At 71.0% G+C, this 24,546-nt stretch carries 21 protein-coding genes; 10 read left to right on the top strand and 11 right to left on the bottom strand.

Annotated elements, in window-relative coordinates; all coding sequences use genetic code 11:
* Window positions 1-168: 168 nt before the first annotated feature.
* Complete coding sequence (locus tag LG391_RS12935) at window positions 169-1,221, top strand: catalase family peroxidase (protein WP_225768415.1); 1,053 nt, start codon at window positions 169-171, stop codon at window positions 1,219-1,221.
* Window positions 1,218-1,796 carry a cytochrome b gene (locus LG391_RS12940; RefSeq protein ID WP_225768416.1) on the top strand — a complete coding sequence of 193 codons (579 nt, stop codon included), beginning with the start codon at window positions 1,218-1,220 and terminating at the stop codon, window positions 1,794-1,796. Before LG391_RS12935 ends, LG391_RS12940 begins: the two co-directional genes overlap by 4 nt.
* 19 nt (window positions 1,797-1,815) lie before the next feature.
* Here the strand turns inward: LG391_RS12940 and LG391_RS12945 are convergent, their stop codons facing one another.
* The 5 genes from LG391_RS12945 to LG391_RS12975 all read right to left on the bottom strand — a co-directional run bounded on the left by LG391_RS12945 (window position 1,816) and on the right by LG391_RS12975 (window position 11,981).
* On the bottom strand, window positions 1,816-2,847 hold the full coding sequence (locus LG391_RS12945; protein WP_225768417.1) for an aldo/keto reductase: 1,032 nt from the start codon (window positions 2,845-2,847) through the stop codon (window positions 1,816-1,818).
* A 203-nt stretch (window positions 2,848-3,050) separates the two neighbouring features.
* On the bottom strand, window positions 3,051-3,632 hold the full coding sequence (locus tag LG391_RS12950; RefSeq protein WP_225768418.1) for a dienelactone hydrolase family protein: 582 nt from the start codon (window positions 3,630-3,632) through the stop codon (window positions 3,051-3,053).
* Window positions 3,633-3,645: 13 nt separating this feature from the next.
* Window positions 3,646-4,098, bottom strand: coding sequence for a cupin domain-containing protein (locus LG391_RS12955; RefSeq protein ID WP_225768419.1), 453 nt, complete (start codon window positions 4,096-4,098; stop codon window positions 3,646-3,648).
* A 152-nt stretch (window positions 4,099-4,250) separates the two neighbouring features.
* A complete protein-coding gene (locus LG391_RS34865; protein WP_304608464.1) occupies window positions 4,251-9,731 on the bottom strand; it encodes a hypothetical protein in 5,481 nt (1,826 codons plus the stop codon).
* Between the two features lie 321 nt (window positions 9,732-10,052).
* Window positions 10,053-11,981 carry a calcium-binding protein gene (locus tag LG391_RS12975; RefSeq protein ID WP_225768420.1) on the bottom strand — a complete coding sequence of 643 codons (1,929 nt, stop codon included), beginning with the start codon at window positions 11,979-11,981 and terminating at the stop codon, window positions 10,053-10,055.
* 125 nt (window positions 11,982-12,106) lie between these two features.
* On the opposite strand from LG391_RS12975, the gene LG391_RS12980 reads away from it, so the two are divergent.
* A complete protein-coding gene (locus tag LG391_RS12980) occupies window positions 12,107-13,381 on the top strand; it encodes a hypothetical protein (protein ID WP_225768421.1) in 1,275 nt (424 codons plus the stop codon).
* 121 nt (window positions 13,382-13,502) lie between these two features.
* Here the strand turns inward: LG391_RS12980 and LG391_RS12985 are convergent, their stop codons facing one another.
* Both LG391_RS12985 and LG391_RS12990 read right to left on the bottom strand, forming a co-directional pair.
* Complete coding sequence (locus LG391_RS12985) at window positions 13,503-14,012, bottom strand: YbjN domain-containing protein (RefSeq protein WP_138887742.1); 510 nt, start codon at window positions 14,010-14,012, stop codon at window positions 13,503-13,505.
* Between the two features lie 181 nt (window positions 14,013-14,193).
* Window positions 14,194-14,610 carry an accessory factor UbiK family protein gene (locus tag LG391_RS12990; protein ID WP_225768422.1) on the bottom strand — a complete coding sequence of 139 codons (417 nt, stop codon included), beginning with the start codon at window positions 14,608-14,610 and terminating at the stop codon, window positions 14,194-14,196.
* Between the two features lie 122 nt (window positions 14,611-14,732).
* On the opposite strand from LG391_RS12990, the gene lgt reads away from it, so the two are divergent.
* From lgt to LG391_RS13015, 5 genes are all read left to right on the top strand, one after another.
* Window positions 14,733-15,557 carry a prolipoprotein diacylglyceryl transferase gene (gene lgt, locus LG391_RS12995; RefSeq protein WP_225768423.1) on the top strand — a complete coding sequence of 275 codons (825 nt, stop codon included), beginning with the start codon at window positions 14,733-14,735 and terminating at the stop codon, window positions 15,555-15,557.
* Complete coding sequence (locus LG391_RS13000) at window positions 15,554-16,636, top strand: class I SAM-dependent methyltransferase (RefSeq protein WP_225768424.1); 1,083 nt, start codon at window positions 15,554-15,556, stop codon at window positions 16,634-16,636. The genes lgt and LG391_RS13000 overlap by 4 nt, the downstream gene beginning before the upstream one ends.
* Window positions 16,637-16,688: 52 nt before the next feature.
* On the top strand, window positions 16,689-17,453 hold the full coding sequence (pgeF, locus tag LG391_RS13005) for a peptidoglycan editing factor PgeF (protein ID WP_225768425.1): 765 nt from the start codon (window positions 16,689-16,691) through the stop codon (window positions 17,451-17,453).
* A gap of 187 nt (window positions 17,454-17,640) precedes the next feature.
* Complete coding sequence (locus LG391_RS13010; RefSeq protein ID WP_225768426.1) at window positions 17,641-18,573, top strand: ribose-phosphate pyrophosphokinase; 933 nt, start codon at window positions 17,641-17,643, stop codon at window positions 18,571-18,573.
* A gap of 72 nt (window positions 18,574-18,645) precedes the next feature.
* Entirely contained in the window at window positions 18,646-19,719 is a 1,074-nt protein-coding gene (locus LG391_RS13015) for an alpha/beta fold hydrolase (protein WP_225768427.1), read from the top strand.
* Window positions 19,720-19,760: 41 nt separating this feature from the next.
* Here LG391_RS13015 and LG391_RS13020 read toward each other — a convergent pair whose 3' ends face one another.
* Complete coding sequence (locus tag LG391_RS13020; RefSeq protein ID WP_225768428.1) at window positions 19,761-19,898, bottom strand: hypothetical protein; 138 nt, start codon at window positions 19,896-19,898, stop codon at window positions 19,761-19,763.
* Between the two features lie 77 nt (window positions 19,899-19,975).
* On the opposite strand from LG391_RS13020, the gene LG391_RS13025 reads away from it, so the two are divergent.
* The gene (locus tag LG391_RS13025; RefSeq protein ID WP_225768429.1) at window positions 19,976-21,016 is read left to right on the top strand and encodes a hypothetical protein; all 1,041 of its coding nucleotides are present in this window, start codon (window positions 19,976-19,978) and stop codon (window positions 21,014-21,016) included.
* A 3-nt stretch (window positions 21,017-21,019) separates the two neighbouring features.
* On the opposite strand, the gene bioB is transcribed toward LG391_RS13025, so the two are convergent.
* Together bioB and LG391_RS13035 are read right to left on the bottom strand one after the other, a co-directional pair.
* Window positions 21,020-22,018, bottom strand: coding sequence for a biotin synthase BioB (bioB, locus tag LG391_RS13030; RefSeq protein ID WP_225768430.1), 999 nt, complete (start codon window positions 22,016-22,018; stop codon window positions 21,020-21,022).
* A complete protein-coding gene (locus tag LG391_RS13035; RefSeq protein ID WP_225768431.1) occupies window positions 22,015-22,572 on the bottom strand; it encodes a biotin transporter BioY in 558 nt (185 codons plus the stop codon). The genes bioB and LG391_RS13035 overlap by 4 nt, the downstream gene beginning before the upstream one ends.
* 125 nt (window positions 22,573-22,697) lie before the next feature.
* Here LG391_RS13035 and LG391_RS13040 point away from each other — a divergent pair, with 125 nt between their 5' ends.
* Complete coding sequence (locus tag LG391_RS13040; RefSeq protein WP_225768432.1) at window positions 22,698-23,351, top strand: GntR family transcriptional regulator; 654 nt, start codon at window positions 22,698-22,700, stop codon at window positions 23,349-23,351.
* A 3-nt stretch (window positions 23,352-23,354) separates the two neighbouring features.
* On the opposite strand, the gene bmt is transcribed toward LG391_RS13040, so the two are convergent.
* On the bottom strand, window positions 23,355-24,371 hold the full coding sequence (gene bmt / locus LG391_RS13045) for a betaine--homocysteine S-methyltransferase (RefSeq protein WP_225768433.1): 1,017 nt from the start codon (window positions 24,369-24,371) through the stop codon (window positions 23,355-23,357).
* Between the last annotated feature and the right edge of the window lie 175 nt (window positions 24,372-24,546).

Consider the following 24,546-nt stretch of genomic DNA (forward strand, 5'->3'; position numbering starts at 1 on the left):
CACCGCTGATGTCCACCGCCCGCCACTGTCCCTGCCCCCCCGACAGTGGCGGGCTCCCCTTACAGACGGCAAGACGAACATCGGGCCAGGCAACCTTTCCGGCTCGTCCGACGAAGAGACAATACCCTCGGATCGAGGCCCTCGAGTCCCCTGTACAGCGAGGATGGAATGCCCCAGCCGCAACGATCGCGTTCCGCTCTCGGATCGCTGGCCCTGATCGCAGTCGTCGTCGGTGCCGGCGGCGCGGCCTTCGCCTACACGGCGGGGTGGCTCTCGCCCCAGCGCCTGACCCCGGACAAGCTGGTGTCTGCGCTGGCGCCGCCCGGCGGCGCGGCCCCCGGCCATCGCCGCAACCATGCCAAGGGGATCTGCTTCACCGGCGTCTTCGGGTCCAACGGCGCCGGGGCGGCTCTGTCGAAGGCCCGGGTCTTCGCCGCGGGCGAGTACCCCGCCCTCGGGCGCTTCAACCTCGCCACCCCGAACCCGAACGCCGAGGACGCGACGGTCCGCGTGCACGGCATCGGGCTGCAGATCACGACGCCGGACGGGCAGGAATGGCGCAGCGCCATGATCGACCCGCCGGTCTTCCCGGTGGCGACGCCGCAGGCCTTCTACGAGCTGCTGACCGCCTCCGGCAGCAAGGACCCGGAGGCGATGAAGCGCTTCGCCGCCGCGCATCCGGAATTCGGCGCCTTCGTGGCCTGGGCGCAGAGCGCGCCCTGGACCGGCAGCTATGCCGAGGACCGGTTCAACAGCCTGAACAGCTTCGTCTTCACCGATGCCTCCGGCGCCGACCGCACGGTACGCTGGTCGCTGCTGCCGGCGGCGCAGACCGTGCCGGTGCCGCCGGAGGAGCTGGCGAAGCGCGGCCCCGACCTCCTGGAGCAGGAGATCACCCAGCGCGTCGCCGCCGGCCCGCAGCGCTGGACCCTGGCGGTGACCGTCGCCGATCCGGGCGATCCGACCGCGGACCCGAGCAAGGCCTGGCCGGCGGACCGCCGCACCGTCGAGGTCGGCACCCTGATTGTGCAGCGGATCGAGGCCGAGCCGCACGGCCCCTGCCGCGACATCAATTTCGACCCCACCGTGCTGCCCGACGGCATCCGCACCTCGGACGACCCCTTCCCCGCCGCGCGGTCGGCCGCCTATGCCGTGTCCTACAACCTGCGCACCGCGGAAGAGCAGGACTATCCGCGCACCGAGACGGGAGCGAAGCCATGACCAGCGGCCGCCGGCACTTCACCGCATCCCAGCGCCTGCTGCACTGGCTGCTGGCCGTCTGCATCCTGGCCATGCTGTTCATCGGCGTCGGCATGGTGTCCACCGTCATGCCGAAGCATCTGACGCTCGTGGCGATCCACAAGCCGCTCGGTATCGCCATCCTGGTGCTGGTGCTGATCCGCCTGGGGCTGCGGCTGCGCTACGGCGCGCCGGCGCTGCCGGCCGACATGCCCGAGCCGATGAAGCTGGCCGCGCATCTGTCGCACATCGCCTTCTACCTGCTGATGATCGGCATGCCGCTGATCGGCTGGGGCATGCTGTCGGCCGCGGCCTATCCGGTCGTGCTGTTCCCCGGCGTCACCCTGCCGCCGATCCTGCCGCAGGATGCCGGCCTGCACGCCCTGCTGTGGAGCGCGCATGTGTATCTGGCCTTCGCCTTCTTCGCGCTGATCCTGCTGCATGTCGCCGCGGCGCTGTACCACGCCCTGGTGCGGCGCGACGGCGTGTTCGAGGCGATGGCGCCCGTGCCGTCCCGCGACGGCGCCGCCGCCCCGTCCGAGCGCCAGGCGGTCTGAACGGAGCGGCGTCGCGGGGTCAGCGCCCGCCCTCGATCCTGCGGCGCCGCTGGTTGATGCCGCCGGCGCCGTAGGGGTAGTCCGCCATCTCGGGCCGGCTCGCGGCGTCCAGCACGGCCATCTCCTCGCCGGTCAGCGCCAGGCTCGCCGCACCGAGATTGTCGGCCAGCTGCTGCCGGGTGCGTGCGCCCAGGATCACCGAGGTCACCGCCGGCTGCGCCGCGACCCAGGCCAGCGCCACCTGCGCCATGCCGATCCCGCGCGCCCGGGCGATGTCCTCGACCGCCCCGATCACCGCCCAGGTGGCCGGCTTGGCGTTGCGGGCGTCATAGGCCTCCATGCCGCGCTGGGGGTTCTCGCCCAGGCGGGTGGCGCCGGTCGGCATCTGGTCGCGCTTGTACTTGCCGGACAGCCAGCCGCCGCCCAGGGGCGACCAGGGCAGCAGCCCGATGCCCGCGTCGAGGCAAGCCGGCACGATCTCGTGCTCGATGTCGCGGACCAGGAGGTTGTATTGCGGCTGCAGCGTCACCGGCGGGGCGTAGCCGTTCGCCTTGGCCAGCCACACCGCCTTGGTCAGCTGCCAGCCGAGGAAGTTCGAGAAGCCGTAATAGGCGATCTTGCCGTTGCGCACCGAATCGTCGAGGAAGCGCAGCGTCTCCTCCAGCGGCGTCAGCGCGTCCCAGGCGTGCATCTGGTAAAGGTCGATCTGTTCGACCCCCAGGCGCCGCAGCGAGGCGTCGAGCGCCGCCCCAAGGTGTTTGCGCGACAGGCCAAGGTCATTCGGCCCCTGCCCCATCGGGAAGCGGCCCTTGGTGGCGATCACCAGGCTCTGGCCGATGCCGGGCCGGCTCTTCAGCCAGCGGCCGATGATCTCCTCCGACACGCCGGTGCTGTAGACATCCGCCGTGTCGAGGAAGTTGCCGCCGGCCTCCACATAGTCGTTCATCAGCGCGAAGGACGTCGCTTCGTCGGATTCCTTGCCGAAGGTCATGGTGCCGAGGCAATAGGCCGTCACCACCGCGCCGCTGTTGCCGAGCTTGCGATACTCCATGGTCTTCCTCCCGTCGGAATGTCGAGGCCGGGCCCCGGGCCATGGCCGGGAGCCACCGTCTTCTGGAGAGCAAACGAACAGGGATTCCGGCCGGCCGCCTGCCGCGCCGCTGGATCGAAGCCAGCATGGAACGCCCGGTTAAATCCGACAAATAGATTGTGCAGATCCGATTGATCGAATTCCCAGCACAATGGCCAGCCCAGTCAGACCCGTGCCAGGAACGCGAGCACCCGCCGGGTGAGCAGCGCGGTCGCCTCGGCATCGTAGGACGGCAGCGAGCTGTCGGCGAAGTAATGCTGGTCGCCGGGGTACAGAAACAGCTCCGCATCCGCCGCCTTGGCCACGATCTCGCGGGCGGCGTCGATGTCGCCCTCGCCGACGAAGATCGGGTCGGCGTCCATGCCGTGGATCTGCACCGGGACGCCGTCCGGCCAGGGCCCGAAAGCCCAGTCGCCGCTGATCGGCAAGCAGGAGTAGAACAGCAGGGCGCCGCGCGCCCCGGGCCGGGTCTGGGCCAGCTTCTGCGCCGGCAGCACGCCGAAGGAGAAGCCGGCATAGACCAGCGCGGGCGGCAGTTCGTCGGCGATGCGGACGCCGCGCTCCCGCAGATCGTCGAACCCCGCCTGCTGGATATAGGCCATGCCCTCGTCGATGCTGCCGAAGATGCGCCCGTCGAACAGGTCGGGCGTGTGCACGGCATGGCCGGCGGCCCGCAGCGCGTCGGCGAAGGCGCGCACGCCGGGGGTCAGCCCCTGGGCGTGATGGAACAGCAGGACCTCGGCCATCGTCACCTCCGGGTCAATAGGGCGTGCCGTCCTTGTGCAGGAACCGGCCGTCGGTGCTGGGGCTCATCATGTCGATGTCGGAGCAGGTGATCACGTCGGTGGGCGAGCGCGTGCCGACCTCGAGATAGACCGCCACGGCGTCCGACCGGTTGATCATGTGGTGGCCGTCGCCGGAGTTCTTCGGGAAGGCGGCGCAGTCGCCGGCGCGCAGCACCGTCTCGCCGCCATCCTCGACCAGCGTCAGTTCGCCCGCGAGCACATAGACGAACTCGTCCTCCTCCGAATGCCAGTGGCGCTGGCTCGACCAGCCGCCCGGCGGCAGCCGCATCAGGTTGATCCCGACATCGGTGAGCCCGCCGGCCTCGCCCAGCCGCTGCCGGATCCGGTCGGCGCAGGGCGCGTCGAAGGGGTGCGGATAGCCCGAGCCCTTGCGTTCCGGCACGGCGGCGAGGTCGATCTTGGGCATGGCGGTCGTCCCGGCGATCAGCGCATTGCCGACCTAGCACGATTCCCGGCACTCCGTCATCGCGCAGTCCCGGACGGGCATGCCGGCCGGACCGATGCGTCGACGGCACGAACGCACCGGCCGCCCTGCAGACCGGCGACCTGCCCCCGCCCCTACAGCACGAAATCCGCCGCGGTCAGGGCGTGATTGGACTGAACGGTGATGATCGCGTCCTCCACGCGATCGCCGGAGGTCTCCAGATAGACGCCATACCGGCCGCCGCCGAAATCGAGGACCCGGACCTGGCCGGCCGCGGTGAAGGGCCCCGTGCCGAAGGCGAACGCCGTGTCGCCGTTGGCCGAACCGCCATCCGCGTCGATCGCCGACAGGTCGATCCGATCTCCGGCCGAAAAGTCGAAGACCGTGTCCCGCCCTGCGACCGCCACCGTGCTGTCGGCGACGCTGGCATAGGCGAAGACGTCGTTGCCGACCCCGCCCTTGAGCAGGTCCGCGCCGAGGCCGCCGGTGAGCACGTCTCCACCGCCGACACCCCAGAGGGTGTTGTTGCCGGCGTCGCCGGTGAGCACGTCGGCAAAGGCCGAACCGTAGATCTGCTCGATCCCGCTCAGGGTGTCGCCCTGGGCATCGCCGCCGGCACCGGTGCCGGTCGCGAGGTCGATCGTCACCCCGGCCCCGCTGGCGCTGTAATAGGCGGTGTCGATGCCGGCCCCGCCGACCAGCGCGTCGGCGCCGGCGCCGCCCTGGACGATATCGTGGCCGGCGCCGCCGTCGATCCGATCGGCGCCCGCACCGCCGGCGATGCTGTCGTCCCCGGCATCGCCGGCGACGACGTCGTTCCCGATGCTGCCGTCGATCTCGTCGGCGCCCGCACCGCCATGAAGGGTGTCGTCGCCCGCGCCGCCGAGGAGCGAGTCGTCGCCGTCCTCGCCGAAGACAGTGTCGTTCTCGCTGCCCGCATCGACCGAGTCGTGGCCGAGACCGCCGCGGATGGTGTCGATGCCGGCGCCGCCGACGAGCCGGTCGTTGCCGTCGCCGCCGTCGAGCGTATCGTCGCCCTCCTCGCCGGAGAGGCTGTCATCGCCCGCATTGCCGGCGAGGGTGTCATTGCCGATCTCGCCGCCGATGATGTTGCGGGCATCGTTGCCGGTCAGCTGGTCGTCATGGCTGGAGCCGTACAGGTTCTCGATATCGGTCAGCACATCGCCCGCAGCGTCGCCGCCCGAGACGGTACCGGTCAGCAGGTTGACCGACACCGCCGCCGCCGAGCCCTGGTAGTTGGCGAAGTCCGAGCCGGCGCCGCCATTCAGCACATCGGCACCCGCACCGCCGCGGAGCTGGTCGTCGCCATTGCCGCCGCTCAGCGCATTGGCGCCGACGTCGCCGTACAGCCGGTCGGCGAAGGCGGAGCCGGTGACGTTCTCGATCGAGAAGAGATTGTCGCCCTGCGCGTCGCCGCCCGTGCCGGCGCCGGTCAGCAGGTTGATAACGATCCCGATGACGCCGGTCTCGAGGTTGACCACGACGCCCGCAGCCGACCCCGCATAGCTCGCCGTGTCGCTGCCCGCGCCGCCATCCAGAACGTCGGCTCCGGCGCCGCCCTCGAGCATATCATTGCCGTTACCGCCGGCGAGCACATTGGCCCCTGCATCGCCGGTCAGGATGTCGCCGAAGTTCGAACCGGAGAGATTCTCGATGCCGCTGAAGGTGTCGCCCTGGGCATCGCCTCCCGTCGCGGTGTTGGTGGCCAGGTTCACATTCACGGCCGCGGAGGCAATGTAGTCGGCGGTGTCGCTGCCGGCACCGCCGATCAGCGTGTCGGCGCCGCCGCGCCCCGCCAGCAGGTCGTCGCCCGCGCCGCCATCCAGGATGTTCGCCCCGGCCTGGCCGTTGATCGTGTCGGCGAAGGCCGAGCCGATGACGTTCTCGATGCTGCTGAAGCTGTCGCCCTCGGCATCGCCGCCCGACGCGGCGCCGGACGACAGGCTGAGCGACACGCCGGCGGCGGATTCTTCATAGGAGATGGTGTCGATACCGGCGCCGCCATTCAGCACATCGGCACCCGCACCGCCGCGCAACTGGTCGTCGCCGTTGCCGCCGGTCAGCGCATTGGCGCCGACGTCGCCGTACAGCCGGTCGGCGAAGGCGGAGCCGGCGACGTTCTCGATCGAGAAGAAACTGTCGCCCTGCGCGTCGCCGCCCGTGCCGGCGCGGGTCAGCAGGTTGATAACGATCCCGGCGGCCGAGGCGGCGTAGGAGACGGTGTCCGTGTCGGCGCCGCCGTTGAGCACGTCGGCACCGGCGCCGCCAGTGATATAGTCTGCGCTGCCACCCCCGACCAGGGTGTCGGCGCCGGCGCCGCCTTGAAGCACGTCGTTGCCGTCGCCGCCGGCCAGGACGTTCGCCCCGGCGTTGCCGATCAGCGTGTCGGCTAACGCCGAGCCGATCAGGTTCTCGATGCCGTTGAAGCTGTCGCCCTGGGCATCGCCGCCCGTGCCGGTCCCGGTCAACAAGTTGACCGCGACCGCCACAGCCGAGGCGGCGTAGAAGGCTGTGTCGATGCCCGTACCGCCGATCAGCGTGTCGGCCCCGGCGCCGCCGGCGAGCAGGTCGTCCCCGCCGGCGCCGTCGAGGGTGTTGGCCCCGGCGTTGCCGATCAGCGTGTCGGCTAACGCCGAGCCGGTGACGTTCTCGATGCCGTTGAAGCTGTCGCCCGAGGCGTCCCCGCCGGCCGCCGTGTTGAACGACAAGTTGAACGAGACGCCTGCGGCGGAGAGGAGATAGGAGGCGGTGTCGCTGCCGTTGCCGCCCTGCAGGGTGTCGGCGCCGGCGCCGCCTTGAAGCACGTCGTTGCCGTCGCCGCCGGCTAGGATGTTGGCCCCGGCGTCGCCGGTCAGCGTGTCGGCCAGGGCCGAGCCGGTCAGGTTCTCGATCGTCGCCAGCGTGTCGCCCTGGGCATCGCCGCCCGCGCCGGTGCCGGTCAGCAGGTTGACCGCGACCGCCACAGCCGAGGCGGCGTAGGAGGCGGTGTCGACCCCGTTGTCGCCCTGCAGATTGTCAGCGCCGCTGCTGCCCTGGAGCGTGTCGTCGCCGTCGCCGCCGGTCAGCACATTGGCCCCGGCATCGCCGGTCAGCGTGTCGGCGAAGGACGAGCCGGACAGATTTTCGATGCCGGACAGGACGTCGCCCTGGGCGTCGCCGCCCGTGCCGGTCCCGGTCAGCAGGTTGACCGCGACCGCCGCCGCCGAGATGTTGTAGTAGGCGGTGTCGATGCCGTTGCCGCCCTGCAGCGCATCGGCGCCGCCGAGCCCCGCGAACTGGTCGTCGCCGTCGCCGCCGGCCAGGACATTCGCCCCGGCATCGCCGCCCAGCGCGTCGGTGAAGGCCGAGCCGATGAGGTTCTCGATCGCCGTCAGCCTGTCGCCCTGGGCGTCGCCGCCCGTGCCGACGCCCATATAGAGGTAGACCCGGACGAACGTGGTCGAGGCGGCATAGGTCGCCGTGTCGGTGCCCGCGCCGCCATCCAGCGTGTCGGCCCCGGCGCCGCCCTGGAGCGTGTCGTCGCCGAAGTCGCCGGTCAGCACATTGGCCCCGGCATCGCCGGTCAGCGTGTCGGCGAAGGACGAGCCGGACAGATTTTCGATGCCGGACAGGACGTCGCCCTGGGCCTCGCCGCCCGTGCCGGTCCCGGTCAGCAGGTTGACCATGACCGCCGCCGCCGAGATGTTGTAGTAGGCGGTGTCGATGCCGTTGCCGCCCTGCAGCGCATCGGCGCCGCCGAGCCCCACGAACTGGTCGTCGCCGTCGCCGCCGGCCAGGACATTCGCCCCGGCATCGCCGCCCAGCGCGTCGGCGAAGGCCGAGCCGATGAGGTTCTCGATCGCCGTCAGCCTGTCGCCGTGGGCATCGCCGCCCCCGCCGGCGCCGATGTCGAGCCAGACCTCGACGAACGTGGTCGAGGCGGCATAGGTCGCCGTGTCGGTGCCCGCGCCGCCGACCAGCCTGTCGGCCCCGGCGCCACCCTGGAGCGTGTCGTCGCCGCCGCCGCCGTCCAGGATGTCGTCCCCGGCGCTGCCGGTCAGCGTGTCGTCGAACGTCGAGCCGGTCAGGACCTCGATGCTGGACAGGACGTCGCCCGCGGCATCGCCGCCCGAGCCGGCGCCGTTGACCGTCACCACCACCCCGGCCGCCGAGGCGGCATAGGTGACGGTGTCGATGTTGGCGCCGCCCTGCAGGGTGTCGGCCCCGGCCCCGCCCTGGAGCACATCGTCGCCGTTGCCACCGGTCAGCACATTGGCCGCGGCGCTGCCGGTCAGCGTGTCGGAGAAGGCCGAGCCGATCAGGTTCTCGATCGTCGCCAGCGTGTCGCCCTGGGCATCGCCGCCGGTGCCGGTCCCGGTCAGCAGGTTGACCGCGACCGCCGCCGCCGAGGCGGCGTAGGAGGCTGTGTCGATGCCCGTGCCGCCGATCAGCCTGTCGGCCCCGGCGCCGCCGGCAAGCAGGTCGTTCCCGCCGGCGCCGTCGAGGGCGTTGGCCCCGGCATCGCCGGTCAGGCTGTCGGCCCCGTTCGAGCCGGTGATGTTCTCGATGCCGTTGAAGCTGTCGCCCGCGGCGTCCCCGCCGGCCGCGCTGTTGGTCGCGAGGTTGATCGTGACGGCCGAGGACGCGATGTAGTTGGCCGTGTCGCTGCCGGCCCCGCCCCGCAGGGTGTCGGCGCCGCCGCGCCCCGCGAGCACGTCGTCGCCGGCGCCGCCATCCAGCACATTCGTCCCGGCCTCGCCGTTGATCACGTCGGCGAAGGCCGAGCCGGTGACGTTCTCGATGCTGCTGAAGCTGTCGCCCTCGGCGTCGCCGCCAGACGCCGTGTTGGACGACAGGCTGAGCGAGACGCCTGCGGCGGATTCTTCATAGGAGGCGGTGTCGCTGCCGTTGCCGCCCTGCAGCGTGTCGGCGCCGGCGCCGCCTTGAAGCACGTCGTTGCCGTCGTCGCCGGCCAGGACGTTCGCCCCGGCGTCGCCGGTCAGCGTGTCGGCGAAGGCCGAGCCGATGACGTTCTCGATGCTGATCAGCGTGTCGATCTCGGCGTCGCCCGTCGCGGTGTTGGCCGCGAGGTTGACCGTGACGCTCGCATGGTGGCTGCCATGAAAGCTGGCCGTATCGGTGCCGGCGCCGCCGTCCAGCGTGGTGGACAGGCCGACGAGAGCGCTGTGGAGCAGGTCGTCCCCGGCGCCGCCGGCGATGCTTCTGGCCCTGCTGCTGCCGGCCAAGGTGTCGGCGAAGCCCGAGCCGATGATGTTCTCGATGCCGATCAGCGTGTCGCCCTCGGCATCGCCTCCCGAACAGGTGCCCGCACTAACGTCGACCGTGACGCCCGCGCTGGACTGGGCATAGCTCACCGTATCGCCGAAGTTGACGCCGGTGTCCGAGCCGCCGTCCAGCGTGTCGGCCCCGGCCCCGCCCTGGAGCGTGTCGCTGCCGCCCTCGCCTTTCAGCACATCGTTTCCGCCGAGGCCGCTGAGCGTGTCGTCGCCGACGCCGCCATTGATGATGTCGATGCCGTCCGGATTGGCCGGATCGCCCGGATTGGTGCCGGTGAGCGTGTCGTTGCCGGCGGTGCCGTTCAGGGTCTGGGTCACGCTTCGTCCTCCTGCATCGGGCGCCGTTGATCCCAGAGGAACAGCCGGGCTGAAATGCGCCCCGTTCGGCCGGGGCCTGAAAATTACGACAGATTTAGCAGACAATATGCATAGCCGAATAGGCAGAATCCCGCAGGCGCGGATTCGATTCGCGATCGAATGCCGAAAACAGGTCGCCCCTGGAGAGACCCGTCCGGCGCCGTCCTGATCCAGGAAGTCGCCCGGTTAGAGCACGAAGTCGCTGGCCGTCAGGGCGTGGTCGGCGGTGACGTTGATGGCGAGGTCCGAGACCTTGTCGCCATTGACGTCGACATAGACCACCTAGATGGAGCCGTAGGTCACCACCCGCAGTTCCCCGGCATGGCGGGTGAAGTCGCCGGTGCCGAAGGTGAAGGCGGTGTCGCCGTTGCCGGAGTCGCCGTCGGCATCGATCGCCGACAGGTCGATCTTGTCGCCGGTCGAGACGTCCCGGATCACGTCCTTGCCGAGCCCTGAGACCGCGCTGTCGGACAAAGCGGTGTGGACGAAGCGGTCGTTGCCCGCGCCGCCCTGCAGGGTATCGGCCGCGGCGCCGCCCTGGAGCGCATCGTCGCCGTTGCCGCCGGTCAGCACATTGGCCCCGGCTAAGCCGGTCAACGTGTCGGCGAAGGCCGAGCCGGTCAGGTTCTCGAAGCCGCCCAGGATGTCGCCCTGGGCATCGCCGCCCGTGCCGGTCCCGGTCAGCAGGTTGACCGCGACCGCCACAGCCGAGGCGGCGTAGGAGGCTGTGTCGATGCCTGTGCCGCCGATCAGCGTGTCGGCCCCGGCGCCGCCGGCGGGCGGGTCGTCCCCGCCGGCGCCGTCGAGGGTGTTGGCCCCCGCATCGCCGGTCAGGCTGTCGTTGAGGGCCGAGCCGGTCAGGTTCTCGATGCCGGACAGGATGTCGCCCGCGGCGTCGCCTCCGGAGGCGGCGCCGTTGACCGTGACCACGACCGCGGCGGACGAGGTGGTGTAGCTCGCCCTGTCGATCCCGGCACCGCCGGCCAGCGTGTCGGCCCCGGCGCCGCCCTGGAGCGCGTCGTTGCCACTGCCGCCGCTCAGCACATTGGCCCCGGCATTGCCGTTGATGACGTCGGCGAAGGCCGAGCCGGTGACGTTCTCGATCGAGATCAGCGAATCGCCCTCGGCGTGGCCGCCGATGTTGACATTGGTCAGCAGGTTGACGATCACCGCCGCGGTGGACGCGGCATAGGTCGCCGTGTCGGCGCTGAAACTGCCGTTCAGCACGTCCGCCCCGGCGCCGCCGTCGAGCAGGTCGGCGCCGCCGGCGCCATTGAGGGTGTTGGCCGCGGCGTTGCCGGTCAGGATGTCGGCCTGGCCCGAACCGGTGACGTTCTCGATGCTGGTGTAGGTGTCGCCCGTGGCATCGCCGCCGGTCGCGGTGCCGGTGGCCAGGTTGACGGTCACCCCGACGCTGAAATCGGCATAGCCGATGGTGTCGGTGCCGGCGCCGCCGTTGATCTGGTCGCCGTTCCTGCCGCCCTCTAGATAGTCGTTGCCGTTGCCGCCGTTCAGCGTGTCGGTGCCATTGCCGCCGCCGGTGCCGCTGAAATTGTCGCCATAGAGCTGGTCGTTGCCGTCCAGGCCGTTGAGCGTGTCGTTGCCGCCGCCCCCGCTCAGGATGGTGTTGACGGCCTGGTTGGCGGTCTGGATGTCGTTGAAGCCCGAGCCCAGGATCCATTCGAGGCCGGAGAGGGTGGCGCCCCCGGTCGAGGCCCCGGTCAGCGTCCCGGCGGCGAGGTTGACGGTGAGGGCCGAGCCCCAGACGCGGAGGTCGATGATGTCGGCGCTGCCGGCGCCGCCATCCATCGTGTCGCCGCCGCCGGTGAGCTGGATGTAGTCGTTGCCGCCGCCGCGGATCACGTTCCGCCCGCTATCGCCGGCGAGCTGGTCGTTGAAGGCGGTGCCGATCAGGTTCTCGAAGCCGCTCATCGTGTCGCCCTGGGCATCGCCGCCCCGGGCGATGGTGTTCAGGGCGACGCCGACGCCCGCGGTGGCGTTGGCGTAGGTGAGCGTGTCGATGCCGGCCCCGCCGTTCATCGCATCGGCGCCGGCGCCGCCCGAGATGGTGTCGTTGCCGCCGAGGCCGCTGAGCGTGTCGTTGCCGGCGCCGCCATTGATGATGTCGATGCCGTCCGGATTGGCCGCATTGCCCGGATCGGTGCCGGTGAGGGTGTCGGCGCCGGCGGTGCCGTTCAGGGTCTGGGTCACGGCTGTTCCTCCTGCTGTCGGGCGCCGCCGTTCTTCTGGGGAGGGGCCGGACTGTGAAATGCGCCCGGCTGGCCGGGTCTGGAAACGATCGGAATGAAAACAATTTAGCCGAGGTTATGAATATCATGTTATGGCAAAAGCATCACCATCGATCGCTCCGGATCGCTGCGCAGCGGGATTGCCCCCGCCAGCGCTATCGCCTCCTCATCGCAATCGCCTGCCAACGCAGCCGTCATGGCGAGCCCCGCAGGGCGTGGCCGTCCGGGCGGCGCCGGTCCCGATCGCCACGCGGCTTCGCACCTCGCGATGGCACGGATACGGTTTCGCTTGATCAATTGTTCTTCTTTTGTTCTAATTCAGGGATGGTCGATGCCGCGATCACAGCCGCAACTCCGTCCGCCGCTCCGCCGGCCACGGATGAGGCCGACCTCACGATGCTGTCCCGCATGGCCCACTTCGCCGAGGCGCTGGCCGCCGGCTTCCAGGCCCAGGGCCTCGCTGCCCTCGCGGCCGGCGATCTCGACCGCGCCGGCAAGGCCGAAGCCGGCTTCAGCAGCCTCTTCCTCGGCATCCGCCGCGCCATTGCCCTCAAGGCCAGGCTGCGCCGGCAGCGCGAGGAGGCGCAGCACAAGGCCGAAGCCCGCCGGAACCTGCGGCGTGAGGAGAAGAACGACCGACGCCAGGCCGTCGCCGAGCGCGTCTCCCGCGCCATCGCCGCCGGCAAGCCCGAAGCCAAGGAGCGGCTGACGACCGGGCTCTGGGAAAAGCTCATCGAGGACGAGCGTATCGACGCCGACCTCGCCGACACCGCCCTGCCGGTCGAGACCCTGATCCTGCGTCTCGGCCGCACCATCGGCCTCTCCCGCCGCGCCCTCGCCGCCGGCCTCGACCCGGCCAAGGCGAAGGCCGATCCGGCCGGCCCGAAGGCATCGGCCGGCACTCCGTTCGTCCCGCCGCCCGGCTACGACTCCAGCGGCTGGATCTCGGAGGAGCCCGTCACCGAATCCGCATACTATCGCTGCATCCCCGCCGCCGATCTCGGCCTCCCGGGGGACGATGCCTACCTGCACAGGGTCGACACCGGCGAAGTCTTCGACGATGACGACAACGTCATCATGAGGCTGCGCGTGCCCGACAATCCCTGGCGAGCCGGTGCCGGCGACACAGTGCTCCCGGCCAAATTCACGCCGCCCGCCGACGCGGCACCGCCCGATTCCCAGCCGCCCCCGGCCGAGCTCGATCCGGAGGAAGCCGAATTCCAGCGCCGGGCCGCCTATGCCAAGGAGCGCGGCATCACGCTGGTCAGGCCGCCCGCCCTGGCACGGCGCCTGGGATTGCCCGAGCACGGGCAGGCCGACTGCGCCCGACAACCGGAGCGCGGCGGACGCTCAGATCCGTGAGCACCGGACGTCCCGGCTCCGCCGCCCGTCAGGTCATGCCGGCGCGGAGCCGCGCCGATATGAAAAAGCCCGGCTTCTGGGGAAGCCGGGCTCGTCGTCAGCTTCGCATCGGCCGGCCGGCTCAGGCTTCGCCGACCGTGTCCAGGATCGCGGCGGAGACCGCCTCGCTGGCGCTCTTGCCGCCCCAGAGGATGAACTGGAAGGCCGGATAGAAGCGCTCGCATTCGGTCAGCGCGATGTCGACCAGGTCTTCGAGCTGCTCCTGGCTCGCCGCCTGGGCGCCGCGCAGCAGCGTGGTGTGCCGGAACATCGGCGTCAGCTCCTCGGAGTCGACATCGAAATGGCCCAGCCACATCCGCTCGTTGATGATGCCGAGCAGCTCCGCCACGTCGCGGCGCTTCTTCTCCGGCACCTTCAGGTCGAACTGGCAGGAGAACTGCATGGCGCTGATCTCCTCCTGCCAGAAGAAGAACAGGCGATAGCTGCACCACCGGCCGGCGACCTCGGCCAGCATCTCCTCGTTGCTGGCCCGCTCGAAGCTCCAGTCATTGGCGCCGATGATCTCCTCGAGCGTATCGAGGGGGTTTTGGGTGAAGGCGGCTTCCTCGAAGGTCTGGGACGCTGTGGTCATGATCCTCCGCTCCCGTACCGCGGCGAGGCACATCTATGGCGCTCGCTGTCGGCCAATACCCAATGTGTAGTGGTGTTAACCATTACAGCCTTTCCAAGACAACGGTCGCACAAGGGCTTGTTGGGCGCAACCGATATGCTCCGCCGCCACGATAAAAGTTGTGGATGATTTGTGACGAAAATCAGTCCGCCGCCTTGGTACGGGCCCTGCGGCCCTTCGGCGCAGGGGCGGCCGCCGAAGCGGCGGTCTTGGCCTTGCGGGCGGGATTGGCCGCGGTCGCCGCCGCTGCAGCCGCCGCCGAAACGCGCTTCGCGGCCGGGCGCTTCGCCGCCGCGGGCTTCGCCTCCGCAGCCGGCTTCGCCGCGGCTTCCAGCGCCGCCACGCGGGCGGCCCGCAGTTCCTGCTCCTCGCGGGCCCGCTGGGCCAGGGCGCGGACGATCTCGAACTCCTCGCGGGTGACGACGTCGAGCCGCGACAGGATGTGCTCGAACTGCTCGCGCAGGCGGGTTCTCGCCTCCTCGCGCACGCCGGCGACGGCACCGAAGGCTCCGGTCGCGACGCGGACCAGATCGTCGATCAGCTTGGTGTCGAAGGGCATCGCAGGCGGTATCCAGGACAGATCATCATCATCAGGCAATATGGCGGCCGGTCCCCCGCGTTGCAACACGTTGGACCGCGCGCCTATAAGGGCACGCTTCGCCCCCCGGAACGGGAACAGACATGGGTTGGTTCGATCCGGTCGCCCTGCAGATCGGCCCCATCGCGATCCGCTGGTACGCCCTCGCCTACATCGCCGGCTTCATCCTGGGCTGGCGCTACGCGCTGTGGCTGACCCGCCGCACCGCGCTGCCGCCCGACCGCGCGGCGCTGGACGACTTCCTGACCTGGGCGGTGATCGGCACCATCCTGGGCGGCCGGCTCGGCTACGTCCTGTTCTACAATCTCGACGAATACCTGGCGGACCCGGTGTCGATCCTGGAGATCTGGCACGGCGGCATGTCCTTCCATGGCGGGTTCCTCGGGGTCAGCGCCGCGATCGTCCTGTTCGCCTGGCGGCGCGGCTTCTCGCCGCTGCTGCTGGGCGACGTGGTGGCCGCCGCCGCGCCGATCGGCCTGTTCTTCGGCCGCATCGCCAATTTCGTGAACGGCGAGCTGTGGGGCCGCGTGGTCACCCAGCCCTGGGTGACCTGGGGCATGGTGTTCCCGAACGCCGGGCCGGCGCCGCGCCACCCCAGCCAGCTGTACGAGGCCGGGCTCGAGGGGCTGGTGCTGTTCCTGATCCTGCTGCCGCTTGCGGCCAGCCGACGCGTCCGGGCCCGGCCGGGCATCGTCCTGGGCGCCTTCATCGCCTGGTACGGCGTGTCGCGCTTCCTGGTCGAATTCGTGCGCGAACCGGACGCCCAGCTCGGTTACCTGATGGGCACCGACTGGTTCACCCGGGGCCAGCAGCTGTCGATCCCGATGGTCCTCGTCGGGCTCGCCATCGTGCTCTGGGCGGCCCGCCGGCCGGCAGTCGAAGCCCCGGCCCCGTCGCCGAGCACGTGACCGCGCTGCTCCACCTTCTGCGTCGCCGCATCGCGGTCGACGGGCCGCTGACGGTGGCGCAGTACATGGCCGAGGCGCTGGGCCATCCGCGGCACGGCTACTACGTCAAACAGGACCCGCTGGGCGCGGCCGGCGACTTCACCACCGCGCCCGAGATCAGCCAGATCTTCGGCGAGCTGATCGGCCTGTGGTGCGCCGACCTCTGGCAGCGCATGGGCGCGCCCGACCCGGTGCTGCTGGTCGAGCTCGGTCCCGGCCGCGGCACGCTGATGCAGGATGCGCTGCGCGCCATCGGCCGCGCCGCGCCCGGCTTCCGCGCCGCGCTGCGCCTGCATCTGGTCGAGACCAGCCCGGCCCTGCGCGCCGCCCAGGCGGCACGGCTGGCCGATGCGGCCCCGGTCTGGCTGGACCGGCTGGCCGACCTGCCGGACGGGCCGGCGCTGGTGGTCGCCAACGAGTTCTTCGACGCCCTGCCGATCCGGCAGTGGCAGCGCGGGGCCAAGGGCTGGCACGAGCGGCTGGTCGGCTGGGACGAGGCGGCCGGCCGGCTGCGCTGGGAGCTGTCGGCCCGCGCCGATCCCGCGCTGGCGCTGATCCCGGACGCGGTGCGGGACGCGCCGGAAGGATCGATCGCCGAAGCCTGCCCGGCCGGGCTGTCGCATGCCGCCCTCCTCGGCCGGCGCTTGGCGCAGCAGGGTGGCGCCGCGCTGATCGTCGATTACGGCCCGGCCCGCAGCGCACCCGGCGACAGCTTCCAGGCCGTCCGGCGCCACGCCTTCGCCGATCCGCTCGACGCGCCGGGCGAGGCCGACCTGACCGCCCATGTCGACTTCCAGGCCCTGGCGGAGGCCGCGGCCCAGGCCGGCGCCGCCGCCCACGGCCCGGTGACCCAGGGCGCGTTCCTGGAGGCGCTGGGGCTGCGCGCCCGCGCGGCGCAGCTGAAGACGGCCTCCCCGGCCCGCGCCGGGGAGATTGACGCCGCGGTCGAGCGGCTGGCCGGCCCGGACCAGATGGGCACGCTGTTCAAGGCCCTGGCTCTGCCCTCGCCCGGCCTCGGCGCGCCGGCGGGGTTTCCCTGACTCGGCCGACGATGCTAATCGGTTCCCGTCCGCATCGGCCGGAGCCCGCCTCGTGATCATCGTCGACGCCCTGTCCGCCCTGCCCGGCATCGGCCACGGCTTCTTCCCGCGCACCGGCGGCGTCAGCGAGGGCATCTTCGCCTCGCGCAACTGCGGTTTCGGCTCCGGCGACCGGCGCGACGCGGTGGCCGAGAACCGCGACCGCTGCCGGCGTGAGCTCGGGCCTGCCGAGACGCTGCTGACCGTCCATCAGGTGCACAGCCCGGACGTCGTGACCGTGACCGGGCCCTGGACGCCGGAGACGTCGCCCCGGGCCGACGCCATGGTCACCGACCGTCCGGGCGTGGCGCTGGGCATCCTCACCGCCGACTGCGCCCCGATCCTGTTTGCCGATGCCGAGGCCGGGGTGGTCGGCGCCGCCCATGCCGGCTGGAAGGGCGCGCTCGGCGGCGTCACCGACGCCACCGTCGCGGCGATGCGGGCGCTCGGCGCAGTGCCGGAGCGGATCGCGGCGGCCGTCGGCCCCTGCATCGGCCCGGACAGCTACGAGGTCGGCCCCGAGTTCCGCGACCGGTTCCTGACGGAGGATCCGGACAGCGCCGGCTTCTTCCGCGTCCCCGGCAACGGCGCGCGGCCGCACTTCGACCTGCCGGGCTATGTCGCCCATCGCCTGCGCCGCGCCGGGCTTCGCGAGGTCACCGTCACCGGGCTCGACACGCTGGCGCACGAGGACCAGTTCTTCAGCTATCGCCGCACCACGCTGAGGAAGGAGCCGGATTACGGCCGGCAGATCTCGGCGATCCTGCTGACGGGTTGAAACAGTGCCGCATCTGATCACCCTGTTCCTGTTCATCATCGTGGCGCTGCTCGGCGGCTGCGTGCTGATGATGATGTGACAAATTCGGGACAGGGTTGCGCGAAGTCCGTTTACACCCCGGTGCGCGCGGGATATACGCAGCCGCATCCGGCCCCGGCCACCGCCCGAGACCACCGAGCCGCCCCCCATGAAGATCATCGCCTGCAACAGCAATCGCCCGCTCTGCGAGGCGATCGCCGCCTATTTGCAAATCCCGCTGACCAAGGCCCAGATCCGGCGCTTCGCCGACATGGAGGTCTTCGTCGAGATCCTCGAGAACGTCCGCGGCGAGGACGTCTTCGTGATCCAGCCGACCAGCTTCCCGGCCAACGACAACCTGATGGAGATGCTGGTCACCATCGACGCGCTGCGCCGCGGCTCGGCCCGCCGGATCACCGCGGTGATGCCCTATTACGGCTACGCCCGCCAGGACCGGAAGACCGGCCCGCGCACGCCGATCTCGGCCAAGCTGGTCGCCAACCTGATCACCCGCGCCGGTGCCGACCGGGTGCTGACCCTCGACCTGCATGCCGGCCAGATCCAGGGCTTCTTCGATATCCCGCTGGACAACCTGGTGGCCGCGCCGGTGTTCGTGAAGGACATCCGCAGCCGCTTCTCCAGCGACAACCTGGTCATCGTCTCGCCCGATGTCGGCGGCGTGGTCCGCGCCCGCTCGGTGGCGCAGCGCCTGGACGCCGACCTCGCCATCATCGACAAGCGGCGCGAGCGCGCCGGCGTGTCGGAGGTGATGAACGTGATCGGCGACATCGACGGCCGCCGCTGCATCCTGATCGACGACATCGCCGACAGCGCCGGCACGCTGTGCAACGCCGCCGTCGCGCTGATGGAGCGCGGCGCGTCCGAGGTCTTCGCCTATATCAGCCACGGCGTGCTGTCGGGCGGCGCCGTGGCCCGTGTCGGCGCCTCCCCGCTCAAGGAGATGGTGACGACCGACAGCATCCTGGCGACCGAGGCGGTGCGGCTGAGCCACAATATCCGGCAGCTGACCATCGCGCCCCTGATGGCCGAGGCGATCCTGCGCATCGCCGAGGAGAAGTCGGTCTCCAGCCTGTTCCAGTAAGCCCTGGTCCCGCGACGCCGCCCCGTCCATCATCGAATGGCAACCACGCGGCGGAACAGGGAGGAAGCGGCCATGCGGTGGCTGGAATGGGCGCGTCGTGCATCGGTCGGGGCGGCCCTCGCCCTGGCGGCATCCGCGGCGGGGGCGGCGGAGTATCCCGCGCCCCGGGAGGGCGACTGGATCGTCCGCGACTTCCGCTTCCGGAACGGCGAGGTGCTGCCCGAGCTGCGCCTGCACTACACCACGGTCGGCGAGCCGACCGGGGAGCCGGTGCTGATCCTGCACGGCACCGCCGGCTCCGGCGCCGGGATGCTGACGCCCGCCTTCGCCGGCGAGCTGTTCGGCCCGGGCCAGCCGCTGGATGCCAACCGGTACTTCATCATCCTGCCCGACGCGATCGGCGCCGGGAAATCGTCCAAGCCCTCCGACGGGCTGCGGATGCGGTTCCCGCGCTACGGCTACGACGACATGGTCGAGGCGCAGTACCGGCTGGTGACCGAGGGGCTGAAGATCCGCCATCTGCGCCTGGTCCTGGGCAACTCCATGGGCGGCATGCAGACATGGCTGTGGGGCGAGGCCCATCCCGACGCCATGGACGCGCTGGTGCCGATGGCGTCGCAGCCGGCCGCGATGTCCGGCCGGAACTGGATCATGCGCCGGATGCTGATCGAGGCAATCCGCAGCGACCCCGGCTGGAAGGGCGGCGACTACACGGCCCAGCCGAAATCGCTGGCGCTGGTCAACGCCTTCTTCGGCTTCGGCACCAGCGGCGGGACGCTGGCCTATCAGGCCCTGGCGCCAACCCGCGCGGCGGCGGACAAGCTGGTCGACGACCGTCTCGCCGCGCCGTTCCCGGCGGATGCCAACGACCTGCTGTACCAGTGGGAGTCGTCGCGCGACTACGATCCGTCGCCGCGCCTGGACCGCATCCGGGCGCCGGTCCTGGCGATCAACTCGGCCGACGACGAGCGCAACCCGCCGGAGACCGGGGTGATGGAGGAGGCGCTGAAGCGCATCCCGACCGCGCGGCTGGTCCTGATCCCGGCCAGCGCCGAAACCCGCGGCCACGGCACCACCGGCATGGCGAAGTTCTGGGCGGAGGCGCTGCGCAGCTTCCTGCAAAGCGCGCCCCGGAAGGGGACGTAGGGCCGGCGCCGGCTCGGTCCGGGCGCCGGCCTGCTGTCGCGTCAGAGCACGAAATCCCCGGCGACCAGCGCCGGATGGTTGGTCAGGGCGACGTGGAGGTCGATCGCCTTGTCGCCGTTGACGTCGCCGGCGACGTAGGTGACGCCGTTGACCACGGTCGCCCGCAGCTCTCCGGCCACGGGGGGATGGACGGACGCCCCTTCCGGCGCCCTGCCCCGCCGACTAGGCTGTCCCGGCAGCACGCAGCGGGGCCGGCATGAGCGCGACGCTTCCTCCCTTCTTCGATCCGGCCCGGGCCGGGGATTGGTCGTACCGGCCGGATCTCGACGCCTTGCGTGCCGCGGCCGAGCACTGGCGCGGCAAGGTCAAAACGGCGGGAGAGCGGCGCACGGACCTGCTGCTGATCGACCTGCAGCGCGATTTCTGCCTGCCGGGCGGCGCGCTCTATGTCGGCGGCCGGTCCGGGCGTGGCGCGGTCGAGGACACGGCGCGGATCGCCGCCTTCATCCACCGCAACCTCGGCGCCATCGACCGCATCGTCCCGACCTTCGACACCCACACGCCGCTGCAGATCTTCCACCGGTCTTTCTGGATCGACGCCGACGGCCATGCTCCAGCCCCCTTCACCGTGATCACCGAGGAGATGCTGGCCGGTGGCGCCATGCGGCCGAGCCCCGGCGTGCTGGCCCTGCTGCCCTCCGGCGTCGCGGCGGAGGGTTGGGTCGAGCGGCAGCTGCTGCACTATGTCCGCAGCCTGGCGCGGCAGGGCCGCAACGCCCTGATCGTCTGGCCCGACCACTGCCTGATCGGGTCGGAGGGCCACGCCATGCCGGGGCTGATCCAGGAGGCCTGGCTGTTCCACGCCATGCTGCGCGGCGCGCCGACCCCGGTCATCGTCAAGGGCGACGATCCCTGGAGCGAGAGCTATTCCGCCTTCGCGCCGGAGGTGCCGGATCGCTGGGACGGCGGGCGGCTGGTGAAGCCGCAGGACGATGCGGCGCTTCTGGAGCTGCTGCGCGCCGACCGGATCGTGGTGGCCGGCCAGGCCGCCAGCCATTGCGTGCGCTGGTCGGTCGACGATCTGCTCGACCGGATGCGGGCGCTCGACCCGGCCCTGCCGGGCCGGGTCTTCGTGCTGCGCGACTGCATGTCGGCGGTAGTCGGGCTGGATGCCGGGGGCCGGCCGATCCCGGCGCTGGACTTCACCCCACAGGCCGAGGAGGCCTTCGCCCGCTGGGCGGAGCTCGGCGTCCACATCGTCGAGTCCGTCCAGCCGATGGCGGATTGGCCGCGATAGGGCTCAGGCCGGCACCAGCCCGCCGGTGACCGTCCGGAGCCCGAGCTTCTCCAGCAGCCGGGTGTCTCGGTCCGGCCCCGGATTGGCCGTGGTCAGCAGCACGTCGCCGAGGAAGATCGAGTTGGCGCCCGCGACGAAGCACAGCGCCTGCAGCTCGTCGCTCATATACTGTCGCCCAGCGGAGAGGCGCAGCACGCTGCGCGGCAGCAGGATCCGCGCCACCGCGACCAGCCGGACGAAACCGATCGGGTCGGGCTTCTCCGCCATCTCCATCACCGGCGTCCCCGCCACCTCGTTCCACAGGTTCAGCGGCACGCTTTCCGGATGCGGATCCATCCCGGCCAGGAGCAGCAGCATGCCCAGCCGGTCGTCGACCGTCTCGCCCATGCCGACGATGCCGCCGCAGCAGACCTTGATGCCGGCGGCGCGAACATGCTCCAGCGTCTCCAGCCGGTCCTGCAGCGTGCGGGTGGTGATGATCCGGCCGTAGAATTCGGGCGAGGTGTCGACGTTGTGGCTGTAGTAGTCGAGCCCCGCCGCCTTCAGCCGGTCCGCCTGCGGCCGGGTCAGCATGCCGAGGGTGACGCAGGTCGACATTCCCAGCGCCTTGACCCCCGCCACCATCTCGCAGACCCGGTCGAGGTCGCGGTCCTTCAGGCTGCGCCAGGCGGCGCCCATGCAGAAGCGGCCGGCGCCGGCGGCCTTGGCCCGGGCAGCCCGGTCCACGACCGTTTCGGCCTCCATCAGCCGCGTGGCCTTGACCCCGGTGTCGTAGCGGGCGCTCTGCGAGCAGTAGCCGCAATCCTCCGGGCAGCCGCCGGTCTTGATGCTGAGCAGGCTGGCGGTCTCGACCGCCGCCGGGTCGAAGCTCTCGCGATGGACCAGCTGGGCCCGGTGCAGCAGCTCCGGGAACGGCAGGCCGTAGAGCGCCTCGGCCTCGGCCCGCGTCCAGTCGAACCGGACGGCGGGCCTGGAACCGGAAGCGGCGTCAGCCGCCGTCACGCAGCCCTCCGGACGCGGCGCAGGGCGACGGTCACCGCGGCGGCGAGCAGCACCTTCAGCGCATCGCCGATCAGGAACGGCGCGACGCCGGCGGGGATCACGGCCGCCCAGCCGGTGAACTGCGCCAGCCAGAGGCAGCCGAGCAGATAGATCACGGCCAGCCCGGCCAGCATCGGCACCGCGGTGGCGACCAGCCCGCCCGGGCGGCGCCTGATCCATTCGCCGGCCAGGAAGGCGGCGACGACGAAGCCGAGCAGATAGCCGCCGGTCGGCCCCACCAGCGGCGCCCCCCCGCTGCTGCCCCCGGCCAGGACCGGCGGGCCGACCGCCGCTTCCGCCAGGAAGGTTGCAACCATCGCTGCCGCCAGCCGGCCGCCGGCCATCCCGGCCAGGAGGAAGGTGGCGCAGACCTGCATGGTCATCGGCACCGGCCAGAACGGGATCAGGATCTGGCCGCTGAGCGCCATCAGCAGGCTGCCGCCGATGACGGCGGCGGGAACGCGCCAGCCGGTCAGGGCGGGTGCAGATATCGGTGCTTCGGCGGGTGAATGCATGATCTGACTCCTCAAAGATCATAGATAATCGTATCGATTAATCTATGATAATTGCGACTCAGCCGAGTCTAGAGGTGCCATCCGCCGGGCGCACCGATTTACTCAGTAGATAATCTATAATCGAAATGCCGAAGACCCCATCGCAGCAGACCCTCGCCGACCGGATCGCCGATGTGCTGGCCGAGCGGATCGTGACCGGCGAGTTGGCGCCGGACGTGCCGCTGCGCCAGGACCACATCGCTCATGAGTTCGGATCCAGCCATGTGCCCGTCCGCGAGGCGTTCCAGCGCCTGCAGGCCCAGGGCCTGGCGGTGAGCGAGCCGCGGCGCGGCATGCGCGTGGCGCCGCTGGACGAGCGGTCGATGCGCGAGGTGGTGGAGATCCGGGCGGCGCTGGAGGTGCTGGCGCTGCGCCACGCTGCCCGCCGGCTGACGCCGCTGCAGATCGAGCGGATCGACGAGGCCGTCACAGCGGGCGACCGGGCGCAGTCCTTCGCCGAATGGGAGGCGGCCAACCGCAGCTTCCACCGCGAGCTGGTGGCGGCCTGCCGCATGCCGCGCCTGCTGGCGATGCTGGCGGAGCTGCAGCTCGCCAACTCACGCTACACCTTCGCCGCGACCCGATCGGCCGGCTGGCAGCCGCGCTCGAACCAGGACCACCGGCAGATCCTGGACGCGCTGCGGCGCGGCGCTGTCGACCAGGCGGCCGCGCTGCTGGGCCGGCACATCCAGACGCTGGAACGGGTCGGCGGTGCCGCCGCCGAGCCGCCGAACCGCTGAGGATCAGGCCCGGCGACGCCGACGGCCTTCGCGCTCGCCGCTGCCTTCGGCCGGGCGGCCCGACTGGGCCTTGATTGGGCCCAGGAGCCGCTCGACCGTCTCGACATCCGGAACCGGGCCGCGGGCGGTGCCGTTCACTGCCGCGACCATGGCGCGGATGTGCTCGGGCGTCGTGCCGCAGCAACCGCCGATGATGCGGGCGCCGGCATCGCGCGCCAGCACCGCGTAATCGGCCATGATCTCAGGCGTGCCGTCATAGACGATGGCGCCCTCGCGATATTGCGGGATGCCGCAATTGCCCTTGGCGACGATGATGTCGCCGGCCTCAGAGGCGCGCATCAGGCCGAGGATGCTGTCCAGCAACTGCGCCGGGCCGATGCCGCAATTGGCGCCGAAGGCGCTGGGCCGGCAGGCGCAGTTGCGGCCGTGGGTGATCGCCGCCTCCGGCGTCAGCCCCATCATGGTGCGGCCATTGGTGTCGAAGGTCATGGTCGAGACGATCGGCAGGCCGGTGCGCGACGCGCCTTCGATCGCCGCCTGGATCTCCTCCGCCGCCGAGATGGTCTCGATCCACAACACGTCGACGCCGCCCTCGGCCAGCGCCTCGGCCTGCTCGGCGAAGGCGGCCACGCCCTCCTCGTAGCTCAGCGCGCCGACCGGCTGGAAGATGTCGCCGGTCGGGCCCATCGAGCCGCCGACGATGACCGGCCGGTCGAACTCCGCCGCCACCGCGCGGGCGATGCGGGCGCCGGCGACGTTCAGCTCGCGCACCCGGCCCTGGGCGCTGTGCAGCGCCAGCCGACGCGCATTGCCGCCGAAGGTGTTGGTCAGGATGATGTCGGAGCCGGCCTCGGCGAAGCCGCGATGCACGGCCTGCACCCGCTCCGGCCGCTCGATGTTCCACAGCTCCGGGCTGTCCCCGGTTTCCAGCCCCTGGGCGAACAGGCCGGTGCCCATGCCGCCATCCGCGAACAGGATTGGCTTGGCGGCGAGCAGGTCGTGAAAGCGGGTGCTGGGCATGGCCGGACCTTCCTGGAAACCACGGCGGGCGCAGAGCGACGGTACCGCCGGGCCGATGCGAACTCCACTTAAATATAAGGATATCGTTATGAATTTATATCTCGTCTGCGACGCCGGCTCGCCCGGCCTCGCCGCGCTGCGAGTCGTTCGTCATTGCCTTTGCCCCGGGCCCGGC

Source organism: Inquilinus sp. Marseille-Q2685 (genome assembly GCF_916619195.1).
In the GTDB taxonomy this organism is placed as follows: Bacteria; Pseudomonadota; Alphaproteobacteria; order DSM-16000; family Inquilinaceae; genus Inquilinus.

Coding starts and splice junctions, on each gene's coding strand:
- LG391_RS12980 (WP_225768421.1), top strand. CDS start 12,107: ATGTTATGGCAAAAGCATCACCATCGATCGCTCCGGATCGCTGCGCAG.
- LG391_RS13025 (WP_225768429.1), top strand. CDS start 19,976: ATGAGCGCGACGCTTCCTCCCTTCTTCGATCCGGCCCGGGCCGGGGAT.
- LG391_RS13015 (WP_225768427.1), top strand. CDS start 18,646: ATGCGGTGGCTGGAATGGGCGCGTCGTGCATCGGTCGGGGCGGCCCTC.
- LG391_RS13010 (WP_225768426.1), top strand. CDS start 17,641: ATGAAGATCATCGCCTGCAACAGCAATCGCCCGCTCTGCGAGGCGATC.
- LG391_RS12950 (WP_225768418.1), bottom strand. CDS start 3,632: ATGGCCGAGGTCCTGCTGTTCCATCACGCCCAGGGGCTGACCCCCGGC.
- LG391_RS12945 (WP_225768417.1), bottom strand. CDS start 2,847: ATGGAGTATCGCAAGCTCGGCAACAGCGGCGCGGTGGTGACGGCCTAT.
- LG391_RS12955 (WP_225768419.1), bottom strand. CDS start 4,098: ATGCCCAAGATCGACCTCGCCGCCGTGCCGGAACGCAAGGGCTCGGGC.
- lgt (WP_225768423.1), top strand. CDS start 14,733: ATGGGTTGGTTCGATCCGGTCGCCCTGCAGATCGGCCCCATCGCGATC.
- LG391_RS13035 (WP_225768431.1), bottom strand. CDS start 22,572: ATGCATTCACCCGCCGAAGCACCGATATCTGCACCCGCCCTGACCGGC.
- LG391_RS12940 (WP_225768416.1), top strand. CDS start 1,218: ATGACCAGCGGCCGCCGGCACTTCACCGCATCCCAGCGCCTGCTGCAC.
- LG391_RS12990 (WP_225768422.1), bottom strand. CDS start 14,610: ATGCCCTTCGACACCAAGCTGATCGACGATCTGGTCCGCGTCGCGACC.
- LG391_RS12985 (WP_138887742.1), bottom strand. CDS start 14,012: ATGACCACAGCGTCCCAGACCTTCGAGGAAGCCGCCTTCACCCAAAAC.
- LG391_RS13040 (WP_225768432.1), top strand. CDS start 22,698: ATGCCGAAGACCCCATCGCAGCAGACCCTCGCCGACCGGATCGCCGAT.
- LG391_RS12935 (WP_225768415.1), top strand. CDS start 169: ATGCCCCAGCCGCAACGATCGCGTTCCGCTCTCGGATCGCTGGCCCTG.
- bmt (WP_225768433.1), bottom strand. CDS start 24,371: ATGCCCAGCACCCGCTTTCACGACCTGCTCGCCGCCAAGCCAATCCTG.